Annotated in this window: 12 protein-coding genes and 1 pseudogene; 9 read left to right on the top strand and 4 right to left on the bottom strand. The window is 38.8% G+C overall.

Features of this window, described 5'->3' with window-relative positions:
• Positions 1-444: 444 nt before the first annotated feature.
• The 6 genes from AACU98_RS05635 (at position 445) to AACU98_RS05610 (ending at position 6,991) form a co-directional block, all read left to right on the top strand.
• Positions 445-1,635 (top strand): porin, encoded by a 1,191-nt coding sequence (locus AACU98_RS05635; protein ID WP_223231988.1) that lies wholly within the window; start codon positions 445-447, stop codon positions 1,633-1,635.
• Positions 1,636-1,721: 86 nt separating this feature from the next.
• Positions 1,722-3,677: a bifunctional 2',3'-cyclic-nucleotide 2'-phosphodiesterase/3'-nucleotidase gene (locus AACU98_RS05630; protein ID WP_161735667.1), complete on the top strand. Its 1,956-nt coding sequence runs from the start codon at positions 1,722-1,724 to the stop codon at positions 3,675-3,677.
• Positions 3,678-3,759: 82 nt separating this feature from the next.
• On the top strand, positions 3,760-4,536 hold the full coding sequence (locus AACU98_RS05625) for a ribonuclease T2 family protein (protein WP_004245169.1): 777 nt from the start codon (positions 3,760-3,762) through the stop codon (positions 4,534-4,536).
• Positions 4,537-4,554: 18 nt separating this feature from the next.
• The gene (locus tag AACU98_RS05620) at positions 4,555-6,177 is read left to right on the top strand and encodes a bifunctional metallophosphatase/5'-nucleotidase (protein WP_004245168.1); all 1,623 of its coding nucleotides are present in this window, start codon (positions 4,555-4,557) and stop codon (positions 6,175-6,177) included.
• A 282-nt stretch (positions 6,178-6,459) separates the two neighbouring features.
• Positions 6,460-6,690, top strand: coding sequence for a ParD-like family protein (locus tag AACU98_RS05615; protein WP_004245167.1), 231 nt, complete (start codon positions 6,460-6,462; stop codon positions 6,688-6,690).
• Positions 6,665-6,991: a type II toxin-antitoxin system RelE/ParE family toxin gene (locus AACU98_RS05610; protein ID WP_004245166.1), complete on the top strand. Its 327-nt coding sequence runs from the start codon at positions 6,665-6,667 to the stop codon at positions 6,989-6,991. The genes AACU98_RS05615 and AACU98_RS05610 overlap by 26 nt, the downstream gene beginning before the upstream one ends.
• A 121-nt stretch (positions 6,992-7,112) precedes the next feature.
• On the opposite strand, the gene AACU98_RS05605 is transcribed toward AACU98_RS05610, so the two are convergent.
• The 3 genes from AACU98_RS05605 to sbcD form a co-directional block, all read right to left on the bottom strand.
• On the bottom strand, positions 7,113-7,712 hold the full coding sequence (locus AACU98_RS05605) for a nitroreductase family protein (RefSeq protein ID WP_004245165.1): 600 nt from the start codon (positions 7,710-7,712) through the stop codon (positions 7,113-7,115).
• 129 nt (positions 7,713-7,841) lie between these two features.
• Complete coding sequence (locus AACU98_RS05600) at positions 7,842-11,567, bottom strand: SbcC/MukB-like Walker B domain-containing protein (RefSeq protein ID WP_161735665.1); 3,726 nt, start codon at positions 11,565-11,567, stop codon at positions 7,842-7,844.
• Positions 11,564-12,796, bottom strand: coding sequence for an exonuclease subunit SbcD (sbcD, locus tag AACU98_RS05595; protein WP_004245162.1), 1,233 nt, complete (start codon positions 12,794-12,796; stop codon positions 11,564-11,566). Before sbcD ends, AACU98_RS05600 begins: the two co-directional genes overlap by 4 nt.
• 221 nt (positions 12,797-13,017) lie before the next feature.
• On the opposite strand from sbcD, the gene phoB reads away from it, so the two are divergent.
• From phoB to brnQ, 3 genes are all read left to right on the top strand, one after another.
• Positions 13,018-13,707: a phosphate regulon transcriptional regulator PhoB gene (phoB, locus tag AACU98_RS05590; RefSeq protein WP_004249004.1), complete on the top strand. Its 690-nt coding sequence runs from the start codon at positions 13,018-13,020 to the stop codon at positions 13,705-13,707.
• A gap of 23 nt (positions 13,708-13,730) precedes the next feature.
• Entirely contained in the window at positions 13,731-15,023 is a 1,293-nt protein-coding gene (phoR, locus tag AACU98_RS05585) for a phosphate regulon sensor histidine kinase PhoR (protein ID WP_004245160.1), read from the top strand.
• Positions 15,024-15,520: 497 nt separating this feature from the next.
• Positions 15,521-16,858 (top strand): branched-chain amino acid transport system II carrier protein, encoded by a 1,338-nt coding sequence (gene brnQ / locus AACU98_RS05580; RefSeq protein WP_012367452.1) that lies wholly within the window; start codon positions 15,521-15,523, stop codon positions 16,856-16,858.
• Positions 16,859-16,959: 101 nt separating this feature from the next.
• Here the strand turns inward: brnQ and AACU98_RS05575 are convergent.
• A pseudogene (locus tag AACU98_RS05575) lies at positions 16,960-17,370 on the bottom strand (hypothetical protein); the annotation flags it as partial.

The raw sequence follows: 17,370 nt of genomic DNA, 5'->3' as shown, positions 1-17,370 counted from the left end.
AGTTCAAAAAATACGTATCTTTAAGCTTAATTGTGAAGCTCATCACTCAGGTATGTAACCATGAAAATATACTTTGATGTAATTGTGGGCTATATCACGAAAGTTAGGCTTTTTTTTGAGTAACATGCCAGCGAAAATTCAATGCTCTACTCGATTTGTGGATAGAAATAAAAGCAATGCCCTTATTTAAATAGTAATGAGGACATTATTTTTGTGTCTTATTGGTGAATATCTCTGTGTCAAGGAAATTAAAGCCTGTAAGAAAATTAAGTAGAGTAATAATAGCAGTTATAAAAATGAACGGTTGTAAAAGCGATTTTCTTGTTTGAGATCCGTGGCGGCGGCTCTTTGAACTGAAATCAGGGTTAATCATAGACGGCGGTATTATTTTTAACCTTAGAAAGAAAATCATAAAACTATAGAAAATAGATGGGTATTTTAATCATGAAAAGCTTAAAGCCTTTAGCAGCGCTGGTAGGTTTATTGGTTCTGTCGGGATCTGCAAACGCAGTAAATGTGTACAACGATAAAGGTACACGTTTTGATGTTAACGGTCAGTTCCGTTTAAAAACGCAAGTGACAAGTAAAGATCATGAAATGCGTATGCGTGATGATGGTAGCCGTATCGGTTTCTTTGGTTCTCATGAACTGACTAACGATATCAAAGTGTTTGGTAAGTTAGAGTGGGGTTCAGATACTCAAAAAACCAACAGTGATAATGAGAAAACAAACTTTGATCTGTACAACCGCGTAGGCTATGTCGGTTTTTCTCATCGTGATTATGGACAAATCCAATTTGGTCGCACTTATATCCCAATTGACTGGGTGAAAAAATCAAGCTACGGCTATGGTAATACAGGGGTATTTTACTTTAGTGATGTATTAGGCCGTGCAGTAGGTTATTCAAGTAAAGGGGTTGGTAAAAACAACTTTATGACCCGTTTACCACAAACTATCTTTATTGAAACAAACCGTTATGAAGGCTTTAAATTAGCGGCAACTTTAACGGGTAAAGATGGTAAAGATAATGATGGTGATGGAAAAAATGGCGATCGCAGAACCGGTGATATCCGTCATGCCTATTCTGTCGTTGGTTTCTATAAATCAACTTTCGGTTTAGAGTTTGATGCGGGTTACTCAGCAGCTGTAGGTGAGCCTAATCTATACCCAGATAGTGTTGTTGGTAATAAAAAACCAGAAAATAGTATCTTAGCATTCGGTGCTGAATACTTCTTCCCTGGTCGCGAATTCTCTATCGGTATCGACTATGGTCAATCTCGCGGTAAAAATACTGGCTTAACCTTAAGAGAAGGTGCAACTGAGAAAGACTATAAATGGAACTCAGTTAAAGGCGATTGGAAAGCGAATTTATATGGTGTTGGTGTGAAATGGCACTGGGATCGTATCGAAAGTGGTATGTATGCGGGTTATTACCTGCGTGATGGCGATGCTAACACTTTCAACTACAAAAAAGAGACCTATACTGTGGGTGTAGATAAACGTTTTGCGGTATCTAAATACAACAACTTACGTTTATTCGCTGAAATGGCATATGATGATGCTCGTAGCGAAAACCCAGCTTATGAAGATAAAAAACAATATATCTTTGAAACTGGTATGCGTCTGTACTTCTAGTTTTATCAAAGCAAGTATTGTTTGACAGAAGTAATAAAAGGAGAGCAACTGTGCTCTCCTGTTAACCAATATATAAGGGGTGTGTAATGGTTAAGAATGTGTTGAAAATCTCAACATTAGCAATGTTGGTCGCATTCAATGTGAATGCTGCGACAGTCGATCTCCGTATTATGGAGACTTCGGATGTTCACAGTAACTTAATCGACTTTGACTACTTCAAAGACAAACCAACAGAACAGTTTGGTTATGTTCGTACGGCAAATTTAATTAAAGCCGCGAAAGCTGAAGCAACCAATGCGGTTTTAGTGGATAACGGTGACTTGATCCAAGGTAGTCCACTGGCTGACTATCAAGCAGCTAAAGGCTTAGAGAAAGGGGAAGCTCATCCAGCGCACCAGTTAATGAATACCATGGGGTATACCGTAGGTAACTTTGGTAATCATGAATTTAACTATGGTTTAGATTACCTGAAAAAAGCCATTGCGGGCGCTGAATTCCCATATATCAATGCCAATATCATGGATGCGAAAACAGGCAAAAACTATTTCACACCTTATATCATTGTTGATACACCAGTAAAAGATCGTGATGGCAAAGAGCACACTATCAAGATTGGTTATATCGGCTTTGTACCACCACAGATTTTAATCTGGGATAAAGCCAATCTGGATGGAAAAGTCGTTGTCAATGATATTACAGAAACAGCGAAAAAATTCGTTCCTCAAATGAAAAAAGAGGGTGCGGATCTGATTGTGGCTATCCCTCACTCTGGTTTCTCTTCTGAGCCTTATAAAGCTATGGCTGAAAACTCAGTCTATTATCTGAGTGAAGTTGATGGCATTAACGCTATTATGTTTGGTCATGCTCACGGCGTATTCCCAAGTAAAGAATTTGAAGGCATTAAAGGTGTTGATGTTGCTAAAGGCACTGTAAATGGTGTTCCAGCAGTAATGCCAGGCCAATGGGGTGATCACTTAGGTGTTGTCGATATGGTTATCAATAACGACAGCGGCAAATGGGTGATGACCCAAGCAACAGGTGAAGCGCGTCCTATCTTTGATAAAGCAAACAAAAAAGCATTAGTTGAACGTGATGCCGAGTTAGCGCAAATCATTGAAAAAGCACACCAAGGTACTCGTGATTTCGTCGGAAAACATATTGGTAAAGCGTCAGCTAATATGTATAGCTTCTTAGCTTTAGTACAAAGTGATCCAACGGTACAAATCGTTAACGATGCACAGGTTGATTATACTAAACACTTTATTCAAGGTGATCCGAACTTAGACGGCCTGCCAGTATTAGGTGCAGCAGCACCATTTAAAGCCGGCGGACGTAAAAATGCACCTGCAGACTTCGTTGAAGTAGAAAAGGGTGACTTAACATTCCGTAACGCAGCAGACTTATATCTGTATCCAAATACATTAGTGGTTGTAAAAGCAACCGGTGCAGATGTTGTTGAGTGGTTAGAATGTTCAGCGGGTATGTGGAACCAAGTTGATCCTAATTCAACTAAACCACAATACTTAATCAACTGGGATGGTTTCCGTACTTATAACTTCGACACTATCAGTGGCGTAGAGTATAAAGTTGATTTAACTCAGCCTGCTAAATATGACGTTGATTGCCAAGTTGTCAATAAAGATGCAAACCGTATCAAAAATGTCACTTACCAAGGCAAACCTATCGATCCTAAAGCAACTTTCTTAATTGCAACCAATAACTATCGTGGATACGGTGGTAAATTTGCGGGTACAGGTGAAAGCAATATCGCCTTTGCATCACCAGATGAAAACCGTGCAATTTTAGCTTCTTATATTGCTAAGCAAACGAAAGAAAATGGCGAAGTTGCAACAAAAGCTGCGAATAATTGGTCTTTCTTACCGATTAAGACAGATAAACAATTAGATGTTCGCTTTGAAACTTCACCAAGTGAAAAAGCCGCTAACTTTATTAAAGATTTTGCTCAGTATCCAATGACCTTTGTGGAAAATGACGATATCGGTTTTGCAATTTACAAAATCGACCTAACTGAGAAGAAATAATCTTATAGACCTGTCCATTCGGGCAGGTCGTTCTCATGTTTTGGCGTGAAAGAGTGCAGTTATTGCTCTTTAAGGGGATTTTATGCGCTTTATAAAGCTATTACCTGCTATTTTAGCTGTTATTTTAGCGGGTTGTGTGACACAAGCACCTGAAGTTAAACAACCATTAAAACCGCAAGCAAAATTAGTTGAAGGCGTATCTTGTATTTTACCTGATGCACCTACTGCCAATTATGACTATATTGCGACAAATGATCGTTATGGTCAAAATAGTAAAGCATCAACAGATTACTTTAAATTAGCCATTAATTACTCACCGGCTTTTTGTGATTATAAAAAAAATAATATTAAGCGTTTAAATAACGATAACGAAAAAGAGCGTGCTAAACGCGAATTCGATAAATTTGAAATCCAGTGTTTCTCAGATAATAAATTTGGCTGGATTGTTCATGGGCTATGGGCTGAAACCTGCGATGGTAAATCATGGGATGAATGCCGTGACTGGAAAGACATACGCAAGCATCCTCGTTTATGTAAAGGGGATTTACCACCATTAGAATACTCAGCGATTAAACCTTACTTATGTTCATCACCGGGTATTGACTTATTGCAAGGTGAATGGGAAAAACATGGCGTTTGTGCCTTTGATACGCCAGAAGCATTCTTTGGTCAGCAACAAGCGTTATTTGACGCATTAGTGTTACCAGAAGGCCGCCCTTCAAATAGTGAATTGATTAAGTTCTTAAAAGAAAATAATCCATCATTGAAGGATAAAGAAATTCAAATTAATCGAGATGAATTCTATATTTGTTATAGCAAAGATTTCGAAGTGATTGATTGTCCGAAACGTGAATATTGATCTAGGGATAAAACTTAAATGAACCATAAATATAAACTCGTAGCCCTTGCAGTAAGCTCCGTCTTATTAGCAGGTTGTGCTAAAAATTATGACGAAGCGAACGTCGTTGATGTCCGTGTGATTGCACTCAATGACTTCCATGGTGCATTAAAAGCACCAGGTCCAAACAAGCCTGGTGGTATTGAGCATATGGCTACGCTGGTCAAAGAGCTGAAAAAAGATAACCCAAATAATATTGTGGTAGCTGCCGGTGATATGGTTGGTGCTAGCCCACTGTTATCTTCAATGTTCCATGATGAGCCAACTATTGAAGCGCTGTCATTAGCAGGTTTAGAAGCAACTTCAGTAGGTAACCACGAATTTGATAAAGGTATGGGTGAGTTACTGCGTAAGCAAAACGGTGGTTGCCATCCAGTTACAGGTTGTCAAGGTCCTACTGAATTTAAAGGTGCTGATTTCCAATATTTAGCGGCTAACGTGACTGTTAACGAAACAGGTAAAACGTTATTCCCTGAATATGTGATTAAAGAGTTCAATGGTATTCCGGTTGCCTTTATTGGTTTAACTTTAGAAGGTACTGCGGCTATCGTGACACCAAAAGGAACTGAAGGTTTAAGCTTCCACAATGAAGCAAAAACAATCAACGCTTTAGTGCCTAAGTTACAAGCTCAAGGTGTACAGGCGATTGGTGTTCTGATCCACGAAGGTGCTGCACAGCGCCGTGATGGTGGTCCAGTAAATATCAACGCATGTAATGGTATTACAGGTAAAGTACTTGGTGTGGTTGAACAATTAGATCCAGCGGTTGACTTTGTTGTAACGGGTCATACTCACCAAGCTTATAACTGTACTATTAACGGTAGATCAGTGACTTCTGCACAATCTAATGGCGCCATGTTAACGCGTATCGACCTGAAATTAGATAAAACAACGAAAGATGTTGTTGATGTAGAAGCGCGTAATATTTGGGTTGATAACCGCAAATATGAAAAAGATCCTGCTGTCACTAAATTGTTAGAAGCTTACGAGAAAATTGCTACACCATTAGCGAACCGTATTATTGGTAAACTAGAAGGTAACTTAACCAAGCAAACTAACGATGCAGGCGAATCGGGTCTAGGTCAAGTTATTGCTGATGCCCATTTATATACGGCAAAACCAAAAGATATGGGGGGCGCACAAATCGCCTTAATGAACAGTGGCGGTATTCGTGCTGATATGACGGGGGGTGATGTTTCTTATAACGCTATTTATACCGTACAACCATTCTCTAATGTACTGTTAACACAAACATTAACGGGTGAGCAGATCAAACGCTTATTAGAGCAACAGTGGGATCGTTCACGTCCACAAGTATTAGCGGTATCGGGTAATTTCCAATATACATGGGACAGCAAAGCACCTGTTGGACAACGTGTGATTGTTGAATCAATGCGTATTGATGGTAAGCCTGTGGATATGAAAGCGAATTACCGTGTAGTTGCAAATGAATACTTAGCAACAGGCGGTAGTAACTTCTCTGTACTGAAAGAAGGTAAAGATCCGGTTTACAGCGTGCCAGATGTTGATGCAGTAGTGAAATACTTTGCTGAGCAGTCACCTATTGCTCAACCAAAAGCGAACAACATTACTCGTAAATAACATATTTTCATACGCCTTGTGAAAATAGCACCTCTTATGAGAGGTGCGTAACTAAATAAAGAGAGCAAAGTGTTGAACACAAAGGGTCCATCCCTACCTTTGTATTCATTACGCACTTTGCTCTTTTTTTATGTTTTTTTGTTCCAAATGTGGAGGAATAAACATAAGAGTCAATGTCTTTACAAGAAATAATTTGTGGTGTATTGTTTTGTTATGCGACAAAAGATTGCGTTTTGTCGTTATTATAAAGTTATAACTGCTGTGAGGCTTGGAGTATAAGTAATGGCTATTTCCGTAAGATTAGATGAAGACTTTGTGTCTGATGCTAAAATTCATGCGGAAGCGAAAAGCAGAAGTGTCCCTAAACAAATAGAACACTGGGCAAAAATAGGCCGTATAGCTGAAGATAATCCCGATCTGCCATATAGCTTTATCGAAGAATTGTTACTGGCACAGGCGGAAGTCGAAAACAAAAAGGTTTCTCGATATGTCCGAACCACAAAAAGAGATTGATGTTTACCAGTCAGCTCGTTTTGAAAAGGCAATGAAAAAATTGCCGGGATCTGATGTGAAGATCATTGAAGATGAAATTGATCAAATAATCGATAATCCATTAATTGGAGAGCAAAAAAAAGGCGACCTTGCTCATCTTAGAGTACATAAGTTTAGACTTAATGATTTAACCGTACTGCTAGGTTACTCATGGGTTGCCAATAAGCTGGAACTGTATTTATTACATATAGGCTCTCATGAAAATTTTTATGAAGCTCAGAAAAAGCAGCGAAAGCATGATATTAAACTGATCAAGTCATAAAAGAAGGGGGCTAATGCTCCCTTTATTATTTGTCGTGGGCAAAAAAAAGCCCACAGAGGCTGTGGGCAAGGAATGAAAATAAAAAGAGGGTATTTGGATCAGATGTCTATATTAAAGTCTATTATTTGAAGATTTTAAAACGAGCGTCATCTTCAATATAATTTTTCTCACTTGCTTCTTGTTCGATAGAGCCAAAGACCATTTGTGCTCTTAATTTCCAATGGCGAGGAATATCCCAAGTTGCGTGAACTTCATCATCAATAATTGGATTGTAGTGTTGCAGTGATGCCCCTACATTTTCAGCCGCAAGGGCAGTCCAGACAGAAAGCTGAGCCATACCACTGGCTTGCTCTGACCAAACAGGAAAGTTTTCAGCATACAGTGGGAACTGCTCTTGAAGCCCTTTAACGATATCAGTATCTTCAAAATAAAGGATGGAGCCTGCACCGGCAGCAAAGCTATTAATTTTGGCCTCTGTTGCGCTAAATGCATCCGCAGGGACTAATTTTTTCAGAGTATCTTTAACGATATTCCATAATTTCTGGTGTTGTTCACCAAATAAAACGACAACACGAGAAGTTTGTGAGTTAAATGCGCTAGGGCTTTCTTTAACCGCTTCTTTGATGATCGTAGCAACTCTGTCTTCGCTAATAGGCAGTTGATTACCTAAATGATAAATTGTTCTACGTTTTTTCATTAATTCTGTGAATGCGTTAGACATGCTTATCTCCTTGATAAATATAAGCGTTTAAAGCTGTTTAGCCTGAGCTAATCTATGCACATACTATAGACGCTGTGGGTGATTTATTGATATCTAAAAATTTTAACCACTTACATCAAATTATTAGAGCTAGTCTTTAACTGATTGATTTTCATTGCTCTTATTACCATATCTAAACTCTGGTGCTAGCTGACTTATTCCTAAACCCCCCGCTTTTTTCACTTTTATTTGTACCGGAATACGCTCTTTCATCGCTTCAACATGACTGATCACACCAATAATTTTGCCAGAAGCATTAAGGCTATCTAAGGCATCTAAAGCAATATCTAGTGTATCAGGATCGAGAGTGCCAAAGCCTTCATCTAAAAAGAGTGACTCAATTTGCGTCTTATTACTGACTAAATCAGATAACGCTAAGGCAAGGGATAAGCTGACTAAAAAACTTTCTCCACCAGAAAGTGTACGTGTATCGCGTAGAGCATCTGCTTGCCATGTATCGGCAATCTGTAATTCAAGGCTACCTGTCGTTTTGCGTTGTAAAAAGTAACGACCATGTAGTTTTTCTAAGCGACGATTAGCCAGATAGATAAGATGGTCGAGGGTTAACCCTTGGGCAAAGCGACTAAATTTATCACCAGATGCAGAGCCAACTAACTCATTTAAATAACTCCAATCATCATAATGCGCTTGCTGTTTGGCTATTTGCGCTAATAGTGTTTGTTGCTCTATCCGTTTTTCATCATCTTGGCGTAATTGTATTTGCAGACTAAATAGTGTTTCTTGCAATGCGTTATGTTGCTTTGCTAAGTCGTCTAAATGGATATTACATTGCTCAGCAGTACATTGGGTTGAGAGTAATGGTTGTTGTAATAAATGTTGTTGATAGGCTTTTTCTTGGGTCTCAAGGCGCGTTTTTTCTTGTAAAAGTTTATCAAGTCGCTGTTTTTGCTGCTCTTGCAGACGTGTCCTTTCCTCTACCGATAATAGAGAGGCTAAAAAGTCATTTTCATCGGCAAAAAGACTCTCTTTTAACGCGTGTTGATAGTGTTCAGTGGCTTGTTGTGCTTGTGTTATTGCTCGTTGTAGGGCTTTTTCACTCTCTTGATATTGGCCAATTAATTGATTAAGTCGGTTTTCGAGTTGGTTTTTTTCTTGAGTATATTGCTCAATCTGGGTTTGTAAAAATTGGCTATGTTTATCAAGTTCACTACGTACCTGCTCTACAGATTGTGAACCAAATAAGGCTTGTCGTTGATCCTGCCATTGTGTTTGTTGGTGCTGTTGTTGGCTTAATTTTGCTAATAGCGCCTCAAGTTCAGCCTGTTTTTCTGCTAAATAACGTTTTTTTTCATTTTGCGTCACTTGCTGTTCACGTAGGCTTTGTTGTAATAGCTGAAGCTCTTTTAACTGACTTTGATATTGCTGGTGCTCTTGTTGACGAGCCGCCAACCATGGCGTGAACTGCTCAAATTCAGGGAGTGTATAGCCTTGTTTTTCAATCGCTGACTGAATATGTTGTGCTAATTGTTGTTGCTGTTGGTGCAAGTGCTCGCTTTGTTGCTGATAGGTTTTGATTGTTTTTTGCAAATAATCTAAATCATTTTGCTGTTGCTTAACCGATTGTTGTTGTTGATTAAATTGCTCTTTTGCATTGAGAAAATGCGTATTCTTTTGATGTGTTTGGGCTTCTAATTGCTGATAACTGTCAAGTTTTTCTGTGAGAATAAGCTCTTGCTGATTTAATGATTGTTCTAATGTCAGTAAGTTATCTGCATCATCAACTAACGGTAAATGGTGTGCTTGTGCTAACGTCTGCCACTGTTGGGTCAGTACGCTATTCTCTTGGGTTAACTGAGCGATATTGTCACTCAAGGTGCTATTTTGTGAGCCATAGTTTACCCGTTGGGTTCGCTGTTCGGCTAAGGTGATGGTGAGTGAATGCACCTGCTGTTGTAATGCTTCTAAACGTAGCTTTGTCTCATCTGGTTTGATGTCATGATAGGTTTCTACATAAGGATGTTGTGTTGAGCCACATAGAGGACAAGGTTTATCTTTCAGTAAACGTGCACGCTCTTGCTCATATTCGGCGACTTTTTGTAGCAAAAGATAGTTGTCATTTAAATCTTTAAGATGTTGTGCTTTCTCTTTTAGTGCCAGATCATTTTCTGCAATCGTTTGGGTTAGAGCCGCTATTTTTTGCTGATTTTCACTCAATGTAGTTTGATAATGTTGCTGCTCTTTGCCATTACGTTGTAATTGAGTGTGTAAATTTATAATTTTTGCCAATGCATTTTTTTGCAGATTAATTTGTTGTAATCGCGGTTTTATTTCATCGGGTTTGTCTGCTTTTTGACGCGCTTCCAATTGTGTTTGATAAGATTGTAGTTGCTGTTGCTGTAAATTAAGTTGCTCTTGTTGGGTGGCTAATGTTTGGGTAGCTTGTTGTAATGCTTTTTCCAAACTTATGACTTTTCCCTGCTCTGCTGTTTCTCGTTTTTGGTTGGCAAGATATTGGTTTGATATTTCATTATATTGCTGAAAATAGTGTTGCCATAAGGGTAGATTTTCCGCAAGTTGTGCATGATAGGCGTGTTGTGTTAAGTCGTTATTTAATTGATTAACTTGTTGTTGTGTGGTGATTAATTTTTTCTCGGCTAACTGAGAATGTTGCAGATATTCAGCGCATATTTTTTCTAATTTATGCTTGTGTTGGTTATTAGTACTAATTTCTTGTTGTAACAGCACCAATTGATTATCTAAAGGCAGTACCTTCTCACGAATTAACTGTAAAGTGTGCTGTTTTTTCTCATGATGCGTTTTTAATTGTTCATGAAAGTCTGCCAATTTTTTATTGATAGGTAGGCTTTGTTGTTCAATAGCCTGTTTTTCTGTTTTTAAGCTTGTTAACTGTGTTGCTAAATAGTTTTGCTCTGTAAGACGACGATTTTTTTCATCATAAAGAGGGCGAATTTTTTCTGCTGGCTCATTTTTTTCTAAGCGTTGAATATCGGGTTGAGCAATAATTAATGCCTGTTGAGCCTCATAGAGTCCCGCTTGGGCTGATTGTTGTTGCTGCTGAATTTCTAGCGCTTTTTCTTGCCATTGCTTAGCAACTTGGTATTCCTGTTGTTCTTTTTGTAACCTTGTTATTTGTGCTTGAATATTGGCTTGTTGTGTTAATAGCTCTTGGCGTGTTGTTGCATCCAATAATGCCATCATTTGAGCTTGTTGTTTTAGCGTATTTAAAGCCTGCTCTTCTTCGCGCCAATGTTTAAAAATTGTTTGTGAAATATGGCGATAGATATCTGTACCAGTAAGCTCTTCAAGTAGCTCTGCACGAGATTTGTCATCAGCGTTGAGAAATGCAGCAAATTGCCCTTGTGATAACAACATGGATTTAGTGAAGCGATCGAAATCTAATCCGGTGATCGAGATTATTTTTTCTTTTACTTGGCTAATTTTATTGGCTAAAACTTTATCTTCACCGCCTAAACGATTAATTTTTGCTAACTCAGCCTGTGGGGCTTGTAAGTTTCCCTCTTCTTTATAATTAGCACGACGTTGTTCCCAAAATGCCCGATAGGCAACCCCTTTAACTTCAAATTCCACTTCAGCTAAACATTCTGCAGTGTGACGAGTCATTAATTCATTTTGAGATTGGGTTACTTTATCTAAGCGTGGCGTTCTGTGATATAAGGCTAAACTAATTGCATCTAAGAGCGTGGTTTTACCCGCACCTGTCGGGCCTGTAATGGCAAATAGTCCATTGCTAACAAAAGGCTCTTGATCAAAGTTAATTTTCCATTCGCCTTTGAGTGAGTTAATGTTTTTAAAGCGCAGACTTAAGATTTTCATCGTGCGTTGTTATCCTCTTGCTCTGCCATTTCAACCGCTTGCTTAAAGAGTGTGGTTAACCGTGTTTTGTCTTCCTCGGTTTCAAACTGGTGTTGAGCTAAGCGCCTTTCAAATACATCATATACAGTCAGTTCAGTTAGGGTTTCTTTCTCATTTTGCATCAGTGCTTGACGTTGTTTTCTCGCTCTTCTTAATACGATCACTTCAAAGAGTGGCGATTGAGTTAGCTCTTGAATACGGGTTTGAATATCACTGAGATAATCTTGAGTTGAAACTTCAATATCTAGCCAAATCGTGGTATCCATTTCATTATATTGTGTTGCTAACTTTTCGAGTTGTGTGGCAATTTCTTGTAACGAGCCTGAAAGAGTGCGTAATAGCTGAAACTCAGGGATGGGTAATAGTGTCATTTCCGCTAACTTATCTTGCTCAAAATCGATAAGACAAACACTTTTCTGTTGTGCACTTTCATCAAAACTTAATGGAATAGGTGAACCACTGTAGCGAATATGACCCGATTTATTGACGCGCTGTGGGCGATGAATATGACCAAGGGCGATATAGTCAAATGGAGGAAATAGGGTTGCGTTAAAGGCTTCTAATGTGCCGATATAAATTTCACGTACCGAATCGCTAACACTGGCGCCTATCGTTGTCAGATGCCCTGTGGCAATGATAGGGATGTTAACATTGAGTTGTTTTCGTAAGTCGAGCGCGGCTTGATATTGGCGTTGATAATAATCTGCGATCGCTTCTTTTAAAGCGCCCTGTTTGTCTGCTCCCGATTGCCCACTTTTGCTATTTATCATATCTCTAGGGCGTAAATAGGGGATTGCACAAAGTAATGCTCCAGGTGTGTGATTTTTTTGATAAAGAATAATAGGGGCTTGTGGGGTTTCAGTGTGAACATTAGCAATGACGGTGGTATTTAAACACGCTAACAGTGATTTAGATTCATTTAGCGTTGCCACAGAATCATGATTACCCCCTAAAATAATCAGTTGGCACTGAGTATCTCTTATTGCAACGACAAATCGATTATAAAGCTCTCGGGCATAACTGGGGGGGGAGCCAGTATCAAAGATATCCCCTGCAACAATAACTGCATCAACTTGTTGTTCACGGATTTGCGCTAATAGCCAATCGAGAAATTGTTGGTGCTCTTGGGCGCGAGTTTTTGTAAAAAAATATTGTCCTAAATGCCAATCTGAGGTGTGAATAATCCGCATTGCTATCCCTTAATGTTAACTGCCGTCAGTATAGCGCACCTTACTTTTTTAGTGAAAATCCACCTATGAGCTACGTATTTTGAGTGAAATTACACCAATTTTAGCCTTATTTACCTTAACAATGACACTGTATTCCAGTATTGTCATAGTCAGTCATAAATCTGTCATAAAAGTGCCTCATAATCATTATGACCCTCTATATAAATAACACAGGATAGAGTATGGCAAGGCGTATTCTTGTTGTTGAAGATGAAACCGCAATTCGAGAGATGATCTGTTTTGTATTAGAGCAAAATGGTTTTCAGCCTATTGAAGCTGAGGACTATGATACTGCATTGAGTTTTCTGATTGACCCTTACCCTGATCTGGTTTTATTAGATTGGATGATCCCCGGAGGCTCGGGTATCCAAGTGATTAAACAGATGAAGCGTGAAAATAATACCCGTGATATTCCTATTATTATGCTAACAGCAAAAGGGGAAGAAGAAGATAAAGTCAAAGGTCTCGAAACAGGCGCAGACGACTATGTGATTAAACCTTTTTCGCCTAAAGAGCTGGTGGCTCGGGTAAAGGCTATTTTACGACGATTGTCACCGATGTCGGCAGAAGATGTGATTGAATTTAATGGATTAAGTCTTGATCCTGTTTCACATCGAGTTACCAGTCAAGATAAACCCATTGATATGGGGCCTACCGAATTTAAACTTCTCCACTTTTTTATGACCCATCCCGAACGTGTATATAGCCGAGAGCAGTTGCTAAACTATGTTTGGGGCACCAATGTTTATGTCGAAGATCGTACTGTCGATGTACATATTCGTCGATTGCGTAAAGCTATAGAGCAAGATGGCCATGACCGAATGATACAAACGGTACGAGGAACGGGATATCGTTTCTCTGCTCGATTTTGAGTTGATAAGGGAGTAATTAACTGGTGTTAGAACGACTCTCATGGAAAGCCCTCGTGTGGGGGCTATTTCTATTTTGTTTACCTGCCTTTGTATTATCACTATTTATCGGCCACCTTCCTTGGTTGCTCGTGGTCTCATTACTGAGTGCCTTGATATGGCACGCCTATAATTTAATGAAATTATCTAAATGGTTATGGCTCGATAGATCGGTATTACCCCCAGAAGGAAAAGGGGGCTGGGAGCCTATTTTTTATGGTATACGACAAACACAGCAACGTAACCGTAAACGCCGTCGAGAATTAGGTGATTTAATTAAGCGTTTTCGTAGTGGGGCGGAAAGCCTACCTGATGCCGTTGTGATGATCACTAATGAAGGAAATATCTTTTGGTGTAATAGTCTTGCTCAGCATCTTCTAGGCTTTCGTTGGCCTGATGATAATGGACAAAATATTTTTAATTTATTGCGCTATCCCGATTTTTTACATTATTTCACCGTCGCCGATTTTAGCCGCCCTTTAACTATTGCATTAAATAATGGTGCTATTGTTGAATTTCGGGTGATGCCTTATGCGGATGATCAACGTTTAATGGTTGCTCGCGATGTGACCGAGAAGAATAAGTTAGAAAATTCGCGACGTGATTTTTTTGCTAATGTGAGCCATGAATTAAGAACACCTTTAACGGTTATTCAAGGCTATCTTGAGATGATGGAAGAGAATACCGCAGAAAACCCGGCTGAACATAAAGTGATTAAGACCATGCAAGAGCAAGCAAAGCGTATGGACTTATTAGTACAACAACTGTTACAGCTTTCACGTATTGAATCTGCGCCTCATATTGATTTGAACACGGTTGTCGATATGCCTGCGCTATTAAGCGTGCTTGAGCATGACGCGCACTCATTAAGCCAAGAACAACAAAATATCATCTTTGATATTGACCATAAATGGGCTGTTCGTGGTAATGAAGAGCAATTGCGTAGTGCTGTATCTAACCTTGTCTATAACGCCATAAATCATACCCCTGAGGGTACGACTATTCGCGTGAGTTGGAAAAAAGTACCACAAGGTATGTTGTTTAGTGTGTCAGATAATGGGCCGGGTATCAGTGCTGAACATTTAACGCGCTTAACCGAACGTTTTTATCGTGTAGATAAAGCGCGCTCCCGCCACACAGGTGGTACAGGGCTTGGATTGGCGATTGTCAAAAAGTCCTTACAACATCATCACTCAATACTGAATATTGAAAGTAAAGTCGGTGTAGGAAGCACTTTTTCTTTTATCATGCCGCAAACATTGTTAACAGAAAAAAAATAATTTCGTTTTTATCCTTATTTTATTAGTACCTTTATTACCTATTTTTAAAAGAGGTGATAAAGGTATTTTTGTCATATACCCATCAAATCAATATCAATAAAATCTAATATCGTAGCGTTAAATTTTAATATTATTAATTAATGGGAACTTTAATTGATGGCTAGATTGCCGTTTGGTGAGTAAAGAATATACAAATCATATCGGGGATAATTGGCGATATATAACAGTTATCACTGGCCTGAAAAAATACTTTAGATGATTATTCTGCTTTTTAGATCAGCTATTGCCTTTTTTCATTATAAAAGTTTTACTTGTGAGCAGTTATCGGCGCTTTTTTCTATTTAATATGTAATTGCTCTGTGTAAAATGATTATTCTTAAATATTATTCTGAATAACCCATCATGAAGCAAAATAGATACTGCTGATATTTTTGTTGTATTTACTTTATATAGTAAATGTAAATTAACCATCTAATAACGATATATTAACAAATCTTATGGCACATCGATTAACTTCCAGAGACATTCTGGCATTAGGTTTTATGACTTTTGCTCTATTTGTTGGAGCAGGGAATATTATTTTTCCCCCGATGGTGGGGTTGCAATCAGGGGAGTTTGTTTGGACTGCGGCCATTGGTTTTTTGCTAACCGGAGTTGGCTTACCTGTGCTAACAGTGGTGGCATTAGCGAAAGTGGGAGGGGGAATTGAAGCATTAAGCACCCCCATTGGTAAATCTATGGGACTTTTATTAGCAATAGTCGCTTATCTTGCTGTCGGCCCTTTATTTGCCACCCCTCGAACCGCAACGGTCTCTTTTAAAGTTGGCATTGCTCCTTTAGTGGGTGATAGTGATATTGCCTTACTTATTTATAGTGTCATTTACTTTTTAATTGTTATCGGTATTTCACTGTATCCGGGAAAATTACTTGATAGTGTTGGTCACATTCTGGCACCGATTAAAATTTTAGCCTTAGCTGTATTAGGTTTAGCTGCGCTATTTTGGCCAGCAGGAACGCCGATCCCCGCTACACAAGCATATCAAGATATGGCATTTACCCAAGGTTTTATTAATGGCTATCTTACCATGGATACGTTAGGCGCGATGGTCTTTGGTATTGTTATTGTCAATGCGGCCCGCTCAAGAGGGATTGATAATTCGTCTTTATTAACACGTTATACTATGTGGGCGGGAATTATCGCGGGGGTGTTATTAACGGCGATTTATCTTAGTTTATTTAAGCTTGGTTCTGCTAGCGGCAGCATTATTCCAGAAGCAAAAGATGGCGCAGATATTTTACATGCTTATGTGCAACATACTTTCGGTAATTTTGGTAGTTTCTTTTTAGCTCTGCTTATTTTCTTAGCTTGTATGGTGACAGCGGTAGGTTTAACTTGTGCTTGTGCGGAGTTTTTTAGCCGCTATTTGCCTATTTCTTATCGTACATTAGTATTGATTTTGGCTGTATTTTCCGCGGTAGTCTCTAATCTTGGTTTAAGTAAACTGATTGCGTTCTCTATTCCTGTTCTGGTGATGATTTATCCTCCTTGTATTGTGATTATTCTGATGAGTTTCACTTTACGTTTTTGGCATAATCCAAGCCGTATTATTGCCCCTGCAATGGCAATAAGCTTATTTTTTGGCATTTTTGATGCCATTAAAGCATCCGATCATTTAAAACATTTATTACCGGATTGGGCGGCTAAATTACCATTAAGTGAGCAAGGATTAGCGTGGTTAATTCCTGTATTAGTGACTATTGTTATATGCGCTATTTACGATAAAGTAGCTGGCTCACAACATAAAAAAGTGATCCACTCTGGGATAAACAAATAATTAATTTTAAATAAATAACAAAAAGCGGGAAAGAATTTTTATCCCGCTTAATTTTATGTATTCAATAGACCTCTTTAATAATTTATCTGCCATTCACCAAACTACGCATGATGTTCTTTCTCCTGATCAAGCTTTGCCAGAATCTGTTTGACCTGTTGCTCAAAATCAGCAGGAAGTGGGTTTTTACCAAAAGATAAAAAGAGCTTACGGGCTTGGTAATCAACAGGCGAAACAGCATCTCGGCCTTGTTGCATATAGGCATTAAGGAAAGTGATAAAACGGTGGTTTTCACTGTCGGTACTGGTTAGGAAACTGGAGTAGTGGGATACATTGGGGCGATAGAGGATCGTTTTTAATTGGCCTGTTTTTTCATTAATGCCATATAGTTTAATTGCCAACATATTGCCCGCATAACCAAATTGCGCCTCTTTATAGCGGGTTAAACGTACTTTTCCCATGCCATAGCTATACAGTATTCCTCTTTGCCTATCAGCAATAAGGTATACAGGAGG

This window comes from Proteus sp. G4380 (assembly GCF_963885725.1).
In the GTDB taxonomy this organism is placed as follows: Bacteria; Pseudomonadota; Gammaproteobacteria; order Enterobacterales; family Enterobacteriaceae; genus Proteus; species Proteus mirabilis.
This window is presented reverse-complemented; position numbering and strand designations above follow the sequence as displayed.